The sequence below is a fragment of the Mucilaginibacter sp. SJ genome (genome assembly GCF_028993635.1).
GTDB lineage: Bacteria > Bacteroidota > Bacteroidia > Sphingobacteriales > Sphingobacteriaceae > Mucilaginibacter.
Genome location: NZ_CP118631.1, coordinates 254,092 through 271,423 on the forward strand (window position 1 = coordinate 254,092; position 17,332 = coordinate 271,423).

A 17,332-nucleotide genomic window follows, 5' to 3' on the forward strand; every position below is an offset into this window, starting at 1 on the left:
CAAACCTGGGGGTGTATAACTATGCGCCGCTATCAAAAATATTCCTGCCGGTTATTTTTGATTTCTGTTCTTTTCGCTTGTAAATCAACGCTATGGAAAAAGAATTACATTCTACCTAATCTAAAGGTGCATGTCATCTGCATAACTCGTTTGCAGGCATAAAAGCACATGGCCCGTTAAATCAAAAATTATTTTACAATCTAAAAGATCCATTCATTATGCGATACTTATGGCTGTGCTTTGTGGTTTTAGCAGCAATAACCACAAATGCACTTACAGGCTTAGCTAAGGGGAATGAGGGTAAAAAAAGCAAAGTAAAACGTTCTGTTTTTTATAAAACCTATATCCGTAAGGATACAACGGCAAAAGATTCGTTATTAAAAGATAGCATAAATATTATTATAAAGCATACCCTTTATAATAAGCTGGCAGATAGTGTTACCAAAAAGCCTTATGATCTGTCCAAATTCCCGGCTGTTTCCCTGCAGCAATTGTTAAAAGGGCAATTTGCGGGGCTGTACGTGCAGGAACCTTCGGGCGAACCCGGTACCGTTCAAAATATGTTTATGAGAGGGGCGCCCATGCCGCTTCTTTCTCCGAGAGATGTTTACCAATCACAGCCACTGGTTGTACTGGATGGTATTCCACTGGTAACTGAACATCCGTTTGCATATGATATACAACTGTATAATTATAACAGGATGGGAACAGCCACCAACCCATTTGCTGGTATCGACATGAATAATATAGCCTCGGTTGAGGTGTTAAAGGATCTGTCTGCCACGGCGGTTTATGGGCCTCGTGCTGTTAATGGTGTTATCGTTTTAACCTCAAAAACCCCTATTGCCGCCAAAAGCATCACTTTTGATTCGTATATAGGTTTGGCACAACGGCCGCATGTAACCACTATAAACGGCAAATATGAAAATGCTTTCAGGCAGCGCTTTTATGATCTTTATACAACCAATGGCAGATACTCTGATGATGAGAACTATCCCATCTACCTGAGCGATTCATTAAACAATGTTTATAGCGGGAAATCTGATTGGAGCGATCTTTACTATCGAAATGCGGCAGTTTATGGTATTAACTTCGGTATTTCCGGGGGGACAGATCGTGCTAACTTCCGTTTCTCATTAGGTGATCTGAAGAATAATGGTATTGCTGATGGAACAGTGCTAAACCGATATAGCGCCATGTTCAATATCAATATGAAACCTATCAAATGGCTCCTTTTTTCGGCAATGGTAAATGCCAACCGGATTGAGCGGCAACGAAACAGATATCTCCGCGACAGGTTTGCCCAGATCAACTATTTTCCAGATCTCAGTGCTCCATTGCCGCCTAATAAAGATTTTTATGCCGATTACCTGGCGCAATACAAAAAAGGTTTTGATAATAACAAAACAAATATCGTTGACGGCTATGCCAAAATAGGCATCGATCTGGGAAAATTTAAATTCGTAACCACTTTTAATGTAGATTATAATGAAGGGTACCGCGACGTGTTTTATGCGCGCACGCTTTTACAGGGCAACAGTTACGCTTCCAATTACTTTGGCTTTAGCCAGAGAATAATGGCAGATAACAGGGCAACCTATGATCTGACAGTAAATAAAGTGAACGATTTCCATTTTGAACTGGGGCAATCAACGCAATGGGACATTTATAAGTATAGTAACGCCTATGCGTACAAAGGGGTGAATGACTATATTAAGATAAACCTCCTGGATTCAAACCCGAAAAACCCGGACGGGTCTGATAACCCTAACTATCTCAATTCAACAGCCTTCCCCCGCGAATTGACCTATCGTTTTTTAGATAAGATCAAGCACAACCTGGTTTCGTTTTATGCAAAAACGGATTATTCATTCAAAGAAAAATACTTCCTGTCTGCAACGGTACGTGCTGACGGATCATCAAATGCACAGCCTACCAGCCGGTGGTTCTATTCGCCGGTATTATCTGCAGCCTGGAACATTAAGAAGGAGGTATTAGATAATAGCGCTTTCATAAACGATCTTATTTTACGCGCAAGTGCAGGTAGGTTAGGCCGTCTTAATGCCTTTGACAACTATGCGCAGGGGCCTCAGTATACAGCATCGGTAGGGTATACCGGTAACTTAACCGTGCCTGGCTATAACGCTTTTGGTGTGCTTACCAGGCCTTACTCTACCGGTTGGATCGGTTATGGCATACCATGGTCGTATTCCAATCAGCTTAATATAGGCACAGATGCCGGTTTCCTTAATAACCGTTTGCACCTTTCGGTTGATTGGTACCTGAAACAGGAAAAGAATTTGCTGATAGGTATTCCCGCTTTTGCCGAATATGGGTATAAGCAGTCGATTGAGAGCGGTATGGCTGTAAATAATACCGGTATAGATGTATCTGTATCTGCCAATATCATCCGGAACACAAAATTTGGATGGACATCTTCTTTGAATCTAAATCATAATGTCAATAAGCTCAAAGCATTGCCAAGGGGCTTAAATCAGATCATTATTGATAACAGGCTTTTAAAGGTAGGGAGCCCGGTTGATCAGTATTGGTTACTGGTAAATGATGGTATTTATAAAGCGGAAAGCGAAATACCCGTTGTAAATGGGCAGCCACTTAAATACAATGGGATCGCCTTGCACGCAGGCGATCCCAGATGGCGTGATATCAATGGCGATAATGTGATTGACAATAATGACAAGGTATTAAAGGGGCATACATTACCAAAAATTTCGGGCGGATATGATAATAATTTCAGATATGGCAATTGGAATTTAAATATCAATCTCTACTTCAACCTGGGGCGCGACCTTATACACCAGGAAATGGCCAACCGGTTTGATTTTATTAACCGGGAAGGTAACAGTGATGTAAACTCTGTTAAAGAGATCACATTTTGGGAAAAGCGCGGAGACTACGGCAAATACCCGTTGTATAACCCATGGAGTACTGTTATCCCATATCGTGTTGATCAGGACCTTTTTCTTGAAAATGCTTCATTCCTGAAATTAAGGACAGTTTCCATTGGATATGACCTTACCAAAGCTATGCGCTTAAAAAAAATCAAGTTAACCAGGTTCTATGTATATGCCACGGCAAATAATGTGTTCACCATAACCCCTTATACCGGTCAGGACCCTGAGTTGGTGAATTACGATGGCTACGATACAGGTTATGGCCTGCCTATACCACGAACATATACCCTGGGTGTAAAAATGGAATTATGATATGAAAAACGATCACAAAAATCATGTTGTAAAAATGAAAAAGACATTATGTATCGTCCTGATCCTGTTTACTGCGGCAATGACAAGCTGTAATAAAACCCTGGATATTGATTCAACAAGGGTTGTGGGCGAAAAAAACATGTGGAATAAGCTCGAAGATGCACGTGCAGGCTTATTAGGAGTGTATGCACTTACCCGTGCAGCCTTATCTGACAACGATGGTCACTGGCTTTATGGCGATGTACGTACAGGCGAATTTATTAGCCCGAACCGGCAGGACCTGAAAGCAATTGCAAGCAATCAGCTCAACGCCTCATACCCAACTGTTGACGCCTTGAGCGACTGGACGAGATTTTACGCCATAGTTAATGCTGCGAATATCTTCCTTGAACGTATTGGCGATGTAAAAGCCGCCGATAAGCGCTATACAGAAAACTATTTGATAGTTGATGTTGCCCAGGTACGTTTTTTAAGGGCCTTTACCTATTTCTATATGGTAAGGATTTGGGGAGATGTACCATTCATTACCGCATCCCACGATGGCAAGTTTGAAAATCAGCCCCGCGAAAGCGGCAGTAAAATATTAGTCTGGGCGCAGCAGGAAATGCTTAAGGCCGCAGCCGATCTGCCATTTGTATACAGTAACAACGACGTGCAGCAGCCCGGCAATTATTATAATGAGGATGCAACCCGCTGGGGAGGTGCTTTAGCCACAAAGAACTCAGCCTATGCGGTCCTGGCTCATTTGGCCGCCTGGCAGGGTAACTATACCGATGTAGCTACCTATACCAAGTTTGTTGAAGATAATTATGGTAAAAGCGGCATCAATTTTCAAAGCACAGAAGATCTGACCAAATCAAATGGGTTCTTTTTCAATAAAAACACCAGCCAGATGTTTGGTTTTAACTCTGACTGGGGCCATATTGACGGATCGGTAACAGGCCATCTGGAAGAGTTAACCCTGGCCGAACCTGTGGTGAATAAAAAAGTGCCGGATATCTACATGCCTAAGGATACTATCCTGAAAATATTTGACATGCCCAAGGATGAGCGCTTTAGTATAGATACGCTTGGTCAGCCCCGTTCCGAAAGATATTTCACCAATATCAATGGCAAGTACCCGATTTTTAGCAAAATAAAAGTGATACTGGGGGGCGTTTCTGATCCTAACTTCCGATACTTCACCAGTGCTTTGATCTTTACAAGGATAGAGGATATCGTGTTACTCCGGGCCGAGGCGCTGGCCGTTTTAGGGGATGTAAACGGGGCGATAGCCGAAGTAACTTCCATCATGGCCCGGCGGGGGATGTCGGAGATCACAATCGACAGCAACCAGGATATTATCGAACTGATATTCAAGGAGCGCCATCGCGAATTGATGGGCGAAGGGCACCGCTGGTATGACCTGGTACGATACAACAAGATCAAGCAAAACAACCCGGCATTCATCAAACTCATCAATTCGCAGGGGATCTATTGGCCGGTATCACGCAAGCTCATCGCTCAAAATAACCTGTTAACCCAAAACCCATTTTGGAAATAAACTGACCATATATGAAAAAGTTAAAAAAATATATGAGTGCCTTAACGCCGGTGTTGGTTGCTGCCCTGTTGCAAACCGCCTGCAAAAAGGATGGCGGCTATCATGACGCTACAGGCACCAACTCAAAATTTGCGGGTAATACCTATGAATATTTGAAAAGCAAGCCCGGTGTATATGATTCGTTACTGGCGGTAATAAACCGGATGGGCCTGCAGCAAACGCTCATGGACAGCAATGTTACCCTTTTTGCCGTTACCAACCCAAGCTTTCAGCTGGCAATTAATAACCTGAATACATTAAGAAGACAAGGCGACAAAGATCCGCTGTTTTTGGCAAAAATTGATGGTGTACAGCTGGACACCATGGTTTCATACTACATTATCAGGGGGAAACGCACAACCGATTCCCTGCTGCTGCAGGATGGGCTTGATCTTTCCAGTGTACGTTTCGGATATCCTATGCATGGCAAGGTTTCTAAAATATCAGCCTCTGGGCTTGCCGGAGGGGGCCCCGACGTCATTGAATTTAGCAATACCAAGCGCAGCAAGTTTATCAGAAACTGGTCAACCACTACAACCGGTTCTAATAATATTAGCACCAAAAATGGCATTGTTCATGTGCTGAGCCCCGATCATATTTTCGGTTTTGATGAATTTGTATCCCGATTAACCTTTGTTCCGCCACCGCCAAACCTGATGACCCTCATTGGCGGCAAGCTTACAGTTTTGAGAGATAATAATGGCGGTCCGGATAATGGCGAAGGCTCTAAAAAAGTAATTGACGGCGATGACCATACCAAGTTCCTGGCTGATCTTCAGGGACGGTTATGGATGCAGTTTGAACTAAATGAACCTGCCGTATCAGGGGTTTACACGCTCACATCTGCCAATGACGCCCCTGAGCGTGATCCCAGGGCATGGACTTATGAAGGTTCAAATGACGGCAAAACCTGGACTGAGTTAGATCGTCGGAGCAACTTCTTCTTTGAAGAACGATACCAGACTAAAGTTTTCAGGTGCTCCAACACTACCGCTTATAAATTTTACAGGGTAGATATTTCCGAGTTGCGTGACGGAGGCCTTTTTCAACTGGCCGAATGGACCATCAATAAAGTGAAATAAGCTATGGAATATCAAAACATAGATGCGATAAAAAAACGAAAAGAGATGCAAACATTCATAAAAATGGGATCTATGGCTCTGCTGTTTGTTGCAGCTGCGCTTAGTAGCTGTAAAAAGATGTATGGAATTCCGGATGAAAAAGATTATCTGAGTTCGAATGTAAACTACAGCAATAAAGTTTTTGAACCGATTTTAGGCCGAACCACTTTGATGGGCGGGTTTAATGGAGACAACTCAACCCAGCCGTTAAAGTTTGAGATCATCAACGCGCGTTTTGGTGACGGTAAACCCCTAACAGATCTTTTTCAAAAAAGACCAACCTACGTATGGACAGCGCCCTATAACGGGCTTGAAAAGAGCCTGGCCGAGATAGAGGCAAAACGCAAGCTGGAAGATCACCCCTTATTTGAAGTGCGCTCATCGGGCGAGTTCATTATGTGGGCTTCTTCTAATAATGACCTGATCAAGCCCAGACCGTCTGATAGTACCAATTTCCCTCAGGATACGCGCTATTTTGACATAAAAATAACCAACACGGGTGGCAGTACTATAATTCGCGACCTGCAGGTACGCCCATTCCGCGAGCGCCCTTATGAGCCTTCTGATGATTTTAACATTTACTCCGGCCTGCCTGCGCCTCATCCCAAAACGCCTTATAATCCGGCCAGCCGAAACTACATCAGGCCATTTTTAAATGGGGTGATAGGCGAAGTTACCGACATTCCGCTGCAGAGTAATGACGATAAAAAGGATGTGGTGGTTTATATCCGCCCGTTTACCGGCGGTACGGGAAATTCGTTAAGGTTCAAGTTCCTGAACAAAGACTCAGTAGAGATGAATCCGGCCTTATTGAATGAAACTACCTGGGATAAAATAGTACACGGATTTAACATGCAAAAAACTGCAACCTATGTACAATACGATGTTGCATATCCTATTCCTTTAGTGGAAATCCCAACTGTTTATGCACCCGGAGGAACCAGGGACCATGCCGAATTTAAATATTCGCGAATTGGTTTTGGCGGTGGTAGGGTAGTGGCAAGCTTCGGGATAGATTTCGCCATATACAAAAAAGGCGACTGGGAGATAGTGTTCCATTTTTTGAAGGATAATCCAAAGTTTGAAGACGAATAACCGAATTAAAACTTATCACCATGAGAAAACACATACTATTTTATATAGTGCTTGCTGTTTGCACGATCTTACTCTGTGCAGATGTTCATGCACAAGCACAAAATATAACGGTTACCGGTACGGTGGTTGAAAAAGCTACCAATAAAATTTTACCCGGTGTAAATATATATATGGGCAGTAAAGGCCTGACGCAAACCGATTATAAGGGAAAGTTTACCGTTAATATACCGGCTAACAGCACACTTACTTTTACGTTTGTAGGCTTTGTTACCGAGAAAGTAAAACTTGAACCCGGGCAGAAGAATATAGCAGTAGCGCTAACTGAGGACAAGAAAGGACTTAATGAGGTAATCATTGTAGCCTACCAGAACAGGAATAAAGAAACAACACCGGGTGCTTCGGTCACGATAACTCAAAAGGATATCCAGGACGTACCTACGTCAAACGTTGAAAGCCTGCTGCAAGGTAAAGTAGCCGGGTTAAATATTCAAAACAATACCGGCGCTCCCGGTTTCAGGGGCTCGGTTCAGGTGCGTGGTTTATCAACCCTGAGTGTATCGGGCAGTGGTAGTGAATCGTTCCTGCAACCTACATCTCCCCTGTATATCATTGACGGGGTGCCATTGGACGCAGATAAGGCGGCTGAATTCGGTTTTCAAACCCAGGGGCCGGGCGTGAGTCCTTTATCATTGATACCGGTAGAGGATATCCAGAGTATACAGGTCATGAAGGATGCACAGGCAACCTCCATGTATGGATCAAGAGGTGCTTATGGTGTAATCATCATAACCACCAAGCGTGGAAACTCTAAAGTACCCCGCGTAAGGTACACCGGCAACTTCTTCGTTAACGCCACTCCACAGCTCCGCGCTACGCTGGGTGGTAATTCCGAACGCCGGGCAAAAATTCAGCAAATATTATCCAATGCAACAATTATTGATGAGCTAAGGAAATTGGGGCAAACTGGTTTCCTGGCTGATAGTTTGAACGCATATTGGAACAACTCAACAAACTGGCAGTCCATTTTTTATGGTACAACGCATAACCAAAGCCATAACGTAGCCTTAGACGGAGGCAACGACCGCTTTAATTACAAAGTGAACATGGGGCTTTATTCGGAAAAAGGCGTAATCAAAAATACAGGTTTCGACAGGTATAACCTGAATATGAACATGGAGTTTAAACCGAATGATAAATTCAGGTTCTTTGGCTCATTGTTCGGTTCGTTGGGAAGCCAGGCTAAGGGTAATGGTGTGGGCTTACTGCAACAAGGAGTGGCCTCGAACGGTCAGGCATCTACACTGCTGCCGCCTCCTTCATTTTATCTTTCACCAGATGGCGTAACATCAGCTTTACAAACGCAGAATAGTAACAGTACAAGAAATATCCGTACCAATATTGATGGTCGTTATGAGTTTATCCCGGGGCTGGCGCTATCCTCAAGCATCAGTTATGATTATACCTCAGATGCCGAATCAACCTTCACTCCCGCAGCTGCAAATGCCCAGTTTGCGCAGGTATATGATTATGAGGGCCGTAATTTCACGTTATACAACCGTAACGCGCTTACTTATGCCAAAACATTCAGCGCCGATCATACCATATTCATTAATACTTTTAATGAAATATATAAACAAGGCGGCCAAAGCGGTATCATCAGGCAAAACCGTATACCTAATGATCAATTGCAGGGGCCTGTAGGGTCCGACCCGTATAACTCAAGAGGCGGAGGTGTATTGTCAAACTTTAAAAATGCCACCATCGCCTCATTTGCAGGCTCCTTTAACTACGATTATAAAAAGAAGTATGTATTGGAGTTATCTTACCGCTTAGATGGTACATCCTCAAATGGCTTAGAGAATCCGTATTCCAAAAATCCTGCAGCCGGTTTCAGGTGGAATTATTACAAGGAAAATTGGTTTAAAAATTGGGATTGGCTCACTTCAGGAGGTTTAAGGTTAACCTGGGGACAAAATATCGTACCAACTGGCAGTTTGCAAAGTATTTACGGCTTATATAACCTGAATGGCAATTTCAATAACAATCCAACCATCGGTATTAATTATGAATTTATACCTAATCCAACATTAAAACCAACTACTACTACGCAGTATAATCTTGGGTTTGATATGACGATTTTGCAGGGTAAAGTCGACCTGAGTTTTGATACTTATTACAAAAAGGTTGATAACTTGTTGTTTGACAGGTTTTTACCTAATAGTACAGGTTTTCAGAAAAAGTCAAGTAATGATGTATCCATTGCCGATTATGGGTATGAGCTGATGGTAACGTTGAGGCCTTTAACCGCCAAGGATTTTAACTGGACGGTGTCATTTAACGGTGCTATTAATCGCGATTACCTATTGAGGTTACCTGCCGAATACAACGGACAATACATCAAATTTGATTATAATAACTATCAGCACATTGTTTTCAGGGTGGGTAAAAATACATTGTCAAACTACCTGCTGGTTAACCAGGGCGTTTATTCAACGGATGCCGATGTACCGGTGGATCCTGTAACCGGTAAAAAATATCAAACCAGTGGCCTCGCTTTCAAAGGAGGCGACCCGAGGTTTAAAGATGTTAACGGCGACTATATCCTTGATGACCGGGATTATGAAATAACCGGTAACTCACAGCCCTTAATAACGGGTGGGGTATCGACAAATATCAACTATAAAAATTTTGGATTAAATGTTTATGCCACTTATACCGCCAAGAGAACAATTTTAAATAACGCACTGTCCGATCGCTTATCCATCATGCGTGATCCTTATGCCCTGCTGGCAGCCGTTCCGCTGGATGACCTGGATATATGGCGCAACCCGGGCGACCAATCCAAATATCCTAATCCCTATTCATTTTCAAGGTTCAACCAGATCAGGCCTCTCCGTTCGGACCAAAGTTTATGGCAGGAAGAAGGGTCATACCTGAAGATCAATACGGTTACGCTTTCCTACATGTTTGACAGAAAGTTTGTACGACGGTTTGGGTTCAATAACGTAAGGGTTTATTTCTCAACCAATAACCTGATCACGTTTTCGGGATATAATGGTCCCAACCCCGAAAACGTAACCTCTCTGGGCCGGGATATATCAAGCGGGTACCCGGTACCGCGCACTTATAATTTAGGTTTAAACATTGAACTCAATACAAGTAAATAAAACTCAAGATCATGAAAAAAAGTGTTATATACATTTTAGCAGCGGCAGCAAGCTTGTGTTTACCAGCCTGTAAAAAGTTTCTGAACGTACAACCCATTGATAAACTAACAGGGAATAACTTTTACCAATCGAAAGATGACGTGGTGGCCAATATTTATGATATGTCAAGAACATTTTTTGGCAAGATCAATGAAACGCATTTTATTGGTGCTACGGGCGAATACCGTTCGGGAGAGGTTTTATCTGAACCTCAGGCAGATAATGGGCCGGCACGGGCATATGTCGAGGTGTTAGGCCGGAATGACCTGCTTGGGCTTATCAACGGCAATCCGCCCTGGAATTTTTACAACTTTTACCGCATTACCGACTGGACAGGTTATTACCAGGTAATACAAAGTGCCAACATCCTCATCTCGAAATTGGAAGCAGGCGTACCCGGCGTATCAGACAGCGAAAAAAAGCAGTTTGAGGGCGAAGCGGCTTTTATACGCGGGCTTGCATACTTCTTTATGGTAAGGCTTTATGGCGACGTACCTTATTATACCGATGCTTACCATTCAACAGCTTTACCGCGCGAAAACATGGTATCTGTTTTAAACAAAAGCATCGCTGACCTTAAAAAATATAAGGACGGTTTGCCTTGGACTTATTCTGATCCTGCTTTAAAAGGGGTACGTGCAAGCAGGGGCAGCGTTATCGCGCTTATCATGAACATGAACATGTGGAATGCCGGTTTCGACAAACCCAATGCAACCAAGTACTACCAGGAAACTGCCGACCTTGGGCAGGAATTGATTAAAAGCAATGCCTACAGGATGCTACCCATCAATGAATGGGCTACGGTTATCAAAGGCCGGTCGGACGAGAGTTTGTTTGAGTTTTATCGCAGTATAAACTATGGCGATCAGAACACCAATGTTGCCCCTATTGGCGATATGTTTCTGCATTATCCATATAAAAGGCCGGAATATACGCACCGTATAAGCTTCGCCTATTTCAGGGCCGAGTATATGCAAAAACTATATTCAGGCGCGTCTGACAAGCGCGCTACAATCTGGTTTAACTCAGACATCTACGCCGATAACGGAAAGTTCATGATGCTGAAATTTGCTCAAAACTCATTTGCAACCGGCGAGGAGGATGCCAATCCCGACAACACCTTTATGATATTCAGGTATGCAGGTGAAATACTACTCTGTGCAGAAGCACTGGCCGAACTGGGTCAGGATGATCAGGCTATTGCCCTGCTGAATAAGGTAAGGGACCGGGCCGAAGCATCACGCTATACCGGAGGTGGGGGGCAGGACCTTAAGGATTTTATTTTCCTGGAAAGATCGCGGGAACTGATGGGCGAGGGGCACCATTACTTTGACCTTGTGCGTACCCGCAGAATTATGAACAGCGAGTGGTCATATAACGTATTGACGCTGGATAAATTTAACCGGGGTGCCTGGACATGGCCGATCAACAGTAACGCGTTGGCTAATAACCCCTTCATGACATTAAACATGTATTGGGTTAACGGAGGTAATTAACCTTTTCCTAAAAAGTAATGATAAGAAATATGAAAAATATAATTATTGTTTTTGCCGGGTTTTTACTGGTGCTCGCCGGCTGTAAACGCGACGAGTATTATAAAGACGGAGGTAAAGCCCAGGCCGATTATCCTGCCGATATGCTTCAATATTTGCAAGACAAAGCGGTGCCTTTTGATACCATCGCCCAGATCGTAAAACTGGCAGGCATGGAAGAGACATTCCGCAAAAGTGATTTTACCTTTTTTGCGCCCGATGATGATGTGATCAAAAGAACCATAGGTAACAACAAAATCAGGGGCTCTTTAAATAAATTTTTGTTTGATGCAGGTCGTGATACAGTGAAAAAGTTATCGGATATCGATTCTGCTATATGGAGAAAGTACCTGCAAAGGTATATGTTCAAGGGCATTAACCGGCTTAAAGATTACCCACAGATAGATATCAACCTGCAAAATCAGTATCCGGGTGCACTTTACTACGCTTACAGCGGAGACGTGGTGAACATTGGTGTAATATATGGCGACGCCAATAACATCAAATATATTGGCCCGCGTACACTGGTAATTAGCTATATCTACGACATTAATAATGCACAAAACGCAGTTTTTCGTAATAATGTTTCCTCATCGGATATTAAACCTAAGAACGGCATAGTGCATACCCTGCAGTATAACGAGGCCTACTTTGGGTTTAACCGGGATGACTTTTACCAGGAAATATATTTCGCAGGCCTTCATCCATCCAATTAAAACATTGTAAACGATATTCTTTCAATAGTAACGAATTGAAATATGAGAAGAATTAACCATATCATCATGTTTATCCTGCTTTTACTCATAATAGAAGCATGTAAGAAGGATAAAACAATTTATTCCGATCCATATGGGGATGGAAAGCCACCATTGGGTGTTATCCTAAGTCGCGACGCGGTACCTGTACCGGCAATCGGGGCGGTAGGTACCGAGGTAACGTTCAAAGCTACCGGACTGATTCCTTATAAGGATAAAATAAAGTTCATGTTCAACGGCGAACCGGGTCAGGTTACCGAAGTAACGGAATCAACCATTAAAGTGAAAGTTCCACCTTTTGGCAGCACAGGTATTACCTCAATCGCTATTGACGATCAGTTGGTGCTTGGGCCGGTATTTAAGGTATCCGGATTAATTAATATCGATCCATCCTTTAGGGCCACAGCCGGAGCAAATAATTTTGTAAACCAGGTGTATCCCCTTGCCGATGGCCGGAACCTGGTACTGGGCTGGTTTACCAATTATGATAATAAAGGGATCATTACCCCGCTCAACCGCATTGTAAGAACATCGGCTGATGGTGAGTTTGACCGCACTTTCCGCACGGGTAAAGCAGCAAACGGATCATTATCAAGGGTTATTGAGCTTGGTGGAAAATACATCATCGCAGGGGGCTTTAGCGGTTACAATCAGCGAACAGAAAACATCAGCAATATTACCAGTTTAAATGTTGATGGCAGTATTGATACTATTGGCGTAAAAACCTACAGGCGTCCGTCTCAAACAGATACGACCAAATATTTTCCGAAGTTTAACGGCGGCACTAATGAGTATATAAGTAAAATATATAAGCATCAGAACAAAATACTTGCAACCGGAAATTTCAGATATTATGTACGCAGGGTTTATACTGAGCATAATCATGATTTTAGTCGCGATACGGTGATTCTTGATAGTACGGAGATAAGGCAAATCGCTCGTTTTAACCCGGATGGGACACTCGACAAAACATATCGTTTTAACATAGCAACCAATAAAGGCCAGCCTTCGGCAAATGGTCCTGTTGACTCCTATATGCATACCGACGCCGATCAATTGGAGAAACTGGTGCTGTTTGGAAGTTTTACCACATTTGACCAAAAAACAGCCGGCCGACTGGTTCGTTTAAGCTCCGATGGCACAATTGACGCTTCATTTAAAACAGGTACAGGTACCGACAACAGTATCTCATCCCTAACATACAACCCTGTAACCAAAAAATACCTGATAACAGGGATCTTCAGAACATACGATGGCAAACCGGCCATCAGCATGGCGCTGCTTAACCTGGATGGTAGTCTTGATCAAACTTTTGTGGCTAAAACATTTGAGGGAGGGTATCCTGGTTTTGCCCGCCAGCTTAATGATGGACTGGTAGTAGTAAGCGGCAGCTTTAAAAAGTATAATAACGTTACCCGCAATGGTTTTATGGTATTAAATACCAAAGGTGAACTTGCCGGAAGCTATAATACAACCGGACCATTTTCAGGTACATTGTCTGATATCATTGAAACCAAATCTACTGATGGAAAGCGGGCGTTATTGCTGATTGGCGGTTTTGACCGTTTTGATAATACTCAGGTAAGTAATATCATACGCGTTACCATCGAATAAATTTTAATTGAACTTATAATCTATAAAGAAATGCAGAACAGGAAAAAATACAAACAGATCATTTTTTCAATTATTTGTGCATTGGCTATCGCGACAATATCATGTAATAAAGATTTTGTGCGCACGCTGCCCGATAAGAACTATACAGATACGGCCAAAGCAACATCCGGCGAACGTAAGGTTTTGTACCTGATTGTTGACGGGGCACGGGGCTCATCGGTAAATAGCGCCAATGTGCCTAATATTAAAGCATTATTGCCCGGTTCAATTTACAGTTGGGTTGCCTTAAGTGATCCGGATTCAACCCGCGATGTAAGCAACTGGGCCAATATGCTAACCGGCGTAAAAAAAGAAAAGCACAAGATCTTGTCGGATGATTTTGCCGGCAACAACCTGGCAACTTATCCTGTGTTTTTTGAAAGGATAAAAGAAGAAAGGCCGAATGCCAAAATCGTTTCTTTTTCTTCCTCGGCTATTTTTAAAAATAAGTTAACACAGGGTGCTGCCGTAAGCGAGTTGTATAGTACTGATGAGCAAATTAAAACGGCTGTAGTTAATGACCTGAATACCGACACGGCACAATTGATAGTTGGCCATTTTAATGATATCAAAGAGGCTGGCGCCAGGTATGGGTTCGATAATTCGAAGCCGCAGTATAAAGCTTCTATTGAAAAATTTGACGGATATGTAGGTGAGATTGTTAATGCCCTGAAAAAAAGAAAAAATTATGCCAATGAAGATTGGCTGATAGTGATTGCGTCGAGCGGTGGTGGTAAATTCAATATCCCGGTTAACGAGAATGATAACACAGTCTTCAGTAACGCCGCCGCCAACACCTTTACCATTTATTACAATCCAAAATATAAACAAAGGGTAATAGGTAAACCATTTACAGGCAACAGGTATTTGGGGCGCACAGTACGTTTGAGGGATACTGGTATCAGAGCAGAAATTGATACAGCTGATATCTTTAACATCGATGATACTACGAAGTTCACCATCGAGCTAAAAGTTAAGAAGAATGAGGATAAATTCTTTTGGCCAAGTATTCTCGGAAAAAGAGCGCAATGGTCGGCAGGTCATCCGGGTGTTGGCTGGGTGATTTATCTGGAAGATGCTTACTGGTATTTTGAATACCGGGGGACTAAGGATGGCGATTATCACCAGTGCCGCGGCGGCGACCTGCAAAAAGGCAGATGGCAAAATCTTTCGGTTAAGTGCGAGATACGTGCAGGCAAGCGATATATCAGAACCTACACCGACGGAGTTTTTAACAATGAGTTGGAAATAACAGCATCCGGTAGTTTGGCCAACAACAGCCCGCTAAAACTGGGTTATTTAAACGGTAACGGGCATGGTACACCTGATGTGTATGTAACCGACATCAGATTTTTCAAGGTCGACGTACCCGATGCCGTGATTGGAAATTACGCCTGCGAAACATCCATTAGCGAAGGTCATCCTTACTATACTTTTCTGGCGGCCTACTGGCCGGGTACAGATGGCCAGGGCGACAAGATCAGGGATGTTGGCCCGCAGGCCCGCGACTTTCAATTAAAAGGCAGCTATCAATGGGAAGATTTTAATGATCTGATCTGCCCACCCCCCGCGGGGGCGCTGGCCATGTTTGTTCCGCAAACGGCAGATATCCCCGCACAGATAATAAACTGGTTCAGAATACCTAACAGGCAGGCCTGGGGCCTTGACGGCCGCGTGTGGCTTGATCAGTAAATTTAACCATGATACTAAATTATTTGATGATGAAAAAATACAGATATGTTTTGTTTATCGGATTAATTGTTCTGATAGCGGGAGCCTGCAGGCAAAATGATCTTGATGAACTGAAACCAATTCAGAATACAGACAGGGACATCTCCGGCGCGGGAGCCAATACTGGTGATGCAACAGCAGGTAACGAAATAGTTAAAGTTCCATTTAAAATATCCTTATCAGGACCGGCAACTAAAGCATTCCAGGTAGGTATAACGCTTAATAATGATACCGTAACTAAACTAATAGCAAATGGCAGCCTTAAAAATACGGTAATATTGCCCGCCGGTGCAATTGATTACGACGGCGTGATCAATGTAGCATTCGGAGCAGATACCGCGACTTCGGTTGCCAGTGTCAGATTATCGGCCATTGAGGCTAATTATGGTAAAAACGTAGCTTTTGCATTTAAGCTTACCGATCCCGGCAAGGGCAACCAGGTCAAAGGATCGCAATCAAATATCCTGGTGGTGCTTGATACCAAAAAGCTTATTAAAGAAAGTGATATTCATTATGTGTCGCTTTTAAATGGCGGAGGTATTATGGATGTTGATTATCAAAAAAACTATACAACGTCACCGGCAGGCATTACCATTCCATTAACCATAAACCTGGCGGGTGTACCGGCCGGTGCATTTAATGTTCATGTGAAATTAAATATGGACACGATTGCCGATTTGGTAAGTAAAAAAGTGCTGCCAGATAACACCATCGCGCTTAATCCCGATCAGTTTTCTATTGATACCCTGGTCCGGGTAAACTCCAATGCAAGTACCGCAGTGATACGCTTATCAATAGGATGGCCTGTTTTTGATGCCAATATAGTTGCCAATAAACGTTTTGGTTTTGTGGTGAGTTTGGCCAATCCGTCAAAACACATCCTGCATCCCACAAACAGCAAACTGATAGTTTTGGTGCAGCCGGAGGTTAATCTTGATAATAACTCTTACATCACCGGCAATGGAACAGGTTTAAAAGCAGAATACTTTTCGAATAACCAACTACTTGATTTTGATGGCAGAAAGCCCGATCTGGTACAAATAGAACCCACTATTGATTGGCCTAATGACGGGGTTTGGCAAGCTGCTATACCTGGCATAAGTCATGATAATTTTTCGACCAGGTGGACTGGCGAGTTCCTTGCACCCGTTCGGGGTGAATACGTGTTCTGGCAGAACGAATGGGACGACGGATCAAGATTATATATAGACGGCAAGGCCATTATTAATGATTTCACTACCGAGTGGGATAAGGATAGCCGTACCGCCAAAATATTCCTGGAGCGCGGTAAACGTTATAAAATAGAAGCCGATCATCGTGAAAACGTGGGTGGCCAGCGTGCCCGTTTAACTTTTGAGGTGCCATCTGCAGGTATCAATGGAAGAAGGATAATACCGCAAAGCCAATTATTTCCCGCCCCTTAAGCCTGT

Annotated in this window: 10 protein-coding genes; all 10 read left to right on the forward strand. The window is 43.2% G+C overall.

Annotation, left to right across the window (positions count from 1 at the left end):
- The first annotated feature begins 218 nt into the window (after window positions 1–218).
- From MusilaSJ_RS00970 to MusilaSJ_RS01015, 10 genes are read left to right on the forward strand one after another with little or no spacing between them, the layout of a single operon-like run.
- Window positions 219–3,227, forward strand: coding sequence for a SusC/RagA family TonB-linked outer membrane protein (locus MusilaSJ_RS00970; protein ID WP_274988211.1), 3,009 nt, complete (start codon window positions 219–221; stop codon window positions 3,225–3,227).
- A gap of 34 nt (window positions 3,228–3,261) precedes the next feature.
- Complete coding sequence (locus MusilaSJ_RS00975) at window positions 3,262–4,770, forward strand: RagB/SusD family nutrient uptake outer membrane protein (protein ID WP_274988212.1); 1,509 nt, start codon at window positions 3,262–3,264, stop codon at window positions 4,768–4,770.
- A gap of 11 nt (window positions 4,771–4,781) precedes the next feature.
- Complete coding sequence (locus MusilaSJ_RS00980; RefSeq protein ID WP_274988213.1) at window positions 4,782–5,891, forward strand: fasciclin domain-containing protein; 1,110 nt, start codon at window positions 4,782–4,784, stop codon at window positions 5,889–5,891.
- 45 nt (window positions 5,892–5,936) lie between these two features.
- Window positions 5,937–7,025: a DUF5007 domain-containing protein gene (locus tag MusilaSJ_RS00985; RefSeq protein ID WP_274988214.1), complete on the forward strand. Its 1,089-nt coding sequence runs from the start codon at window positions 5,937–5,939 to the stop codon at window positions 7,023–7,025.
- Window positions 7,026–7,045: 20 nt separating this feature from the next.
- Window positions 7,046–10,192 (forward strand): SusC/RagA family TonB-linked outer membrane protein, encoded by a 3,147-nt coding sequence (locus MusilaSJ_RS00990; protein ID WP_274988215.1) that lies wholly within the window; start codon window positions 7,046–7,048, stop codon window positions 10,190–10,192.
- Window positions 10,193–10,203: 11 nt separating this feature from the next.
- A complete protein-coding gene (locus MusilaSJ_RS00995; protein WP_274988216.1) occupies window positions 10,204–11,727 on the forward strand; it encodes a RagB/SusD family nutrient uptake outer membrane protein in 1,524 nt (507 codons plus the stop codon).
- Between the two features lie 29 nt (window positions 11,728–11,756).
- Window positions 11,757–12,479 (forward strand): class I SAM-dependent methyltransferase, encoded by a 723-nt coding sequence (locus MusilaSJ_RS01000; RefSeq protein WP_274988217.1) that lies wholly within the window; start codon window positions 11,757–11,759, stop codon window positions 12,477–12,479.
- Between the two features lie 42 nt (window positions 12,480–12,521).
- A complete protein-coding gene (locus MusilaSJ_RS01005) occupies window positions 12,522–14,132 on the forward strand; it encodes a DUF5008 domain-containing protein (RefSeq protein ID WP_274988218.1) in 1,611 nt (536 codons plus the stop codon).
- A gap of 30 nt (window positions 14,133–14,162) precedes the next feature.
- Entirely contained in the window at window positions 14,163–15,863 is a 1,701-nt protein-coding gene (locus tag MusilaSJ_RS01010; protein WP_274988219.1) for an alkaline phosphatase family protein, read from the forward strand.
- 8 nt (window positions 15,864–15,871) lie between these two features.
- Window positions 15,872–17,326 (forward strand): PA14 domain-containing protein, encoded by a 1,455-nt coding sequence (locus MusilaSJ_RS01015; RefSeq protein ID WP_274988220.1) that lies wholly within the window; start codon window positions 15,872–15,874, stop codon window positions 17,324–17,326.
- The last annotated feature ends 6 nt before the right edge of the window (window positions 17,327–17,332 follow it).

Bases quoted from the DNA above. Each gene is read 5' to 3' on its own strand.
- MusilaSJ_RS00970 (WP_274988211.1), top strand. From the start codon at position 219: ATGCGATACTTATGGCTGTGCTTTGTGGTTTTAGCAGCAATAACCACA.
- MusilaSJ_RS00975 (WP_274988212.1), top strand. From the start codon at position 3,262: ATGAAAAAGACATTATGTATCGTCCTGATCCTGTTTACTGCGGCAATG.
- MusilaSJ_RS00980 (WP_274988213.1), top strand. From the start codon at position 4,782: ATGAAAAAGTTAAAAAAATATATGAGTGCCTTAACGCCGGTGTTGGTT.
- MusilaSJ_RS00985 (WP_274988214.1), top strand. From the start codon at position 5,937: ATGCAAACATTCATAAAAATGGGATCTATGGCTCTGCTGTTTGTTGCA.
- MusilaSJ_RS00990 (WP_274988215.1), top strand. From the start codon at position 7,046: ATGAGAAAACACATACTATTTTATATAGTGCTTGCTGTTTGCACGATC.
- MusilaSJ_RS00995 (WP_274988216.1), top strand. From the start codon at position 10,204: ATGAAAAAAAGTGTTATATACATTTTAGCAGCGGCAGCAAGCTTGTGT.
- MusilaSJ_RS01000 (WP_274988217.1), top strand. From the start codon at position 11,757: ATGAAAAATATAATTATTGTTTTTGCCGGGTTTTTACTGGTGCTCGCC.
- MusilaSJ_RS01005 (WP_274988218.1), top strand. From the start codon at position 12,522: ATGAGAAGAATTAACCATATCATCATGTTTATCCTGCTTTTACTCATA.
- MusilaSJ_RS01010 (WP_274988219.1), top strand. From the start codon at position 14,163: ATGCAGAACAGGAAAAAATACAAACAGATCATTTTTTCAATTATTTGT.
- MusilaSJ_RS01015 (WP_274988220.1), top strand. From the start codon at position 15,872: ATGATACTAAATTATTTGATGATGAAAAAATACAGATATGTTTTGTTT.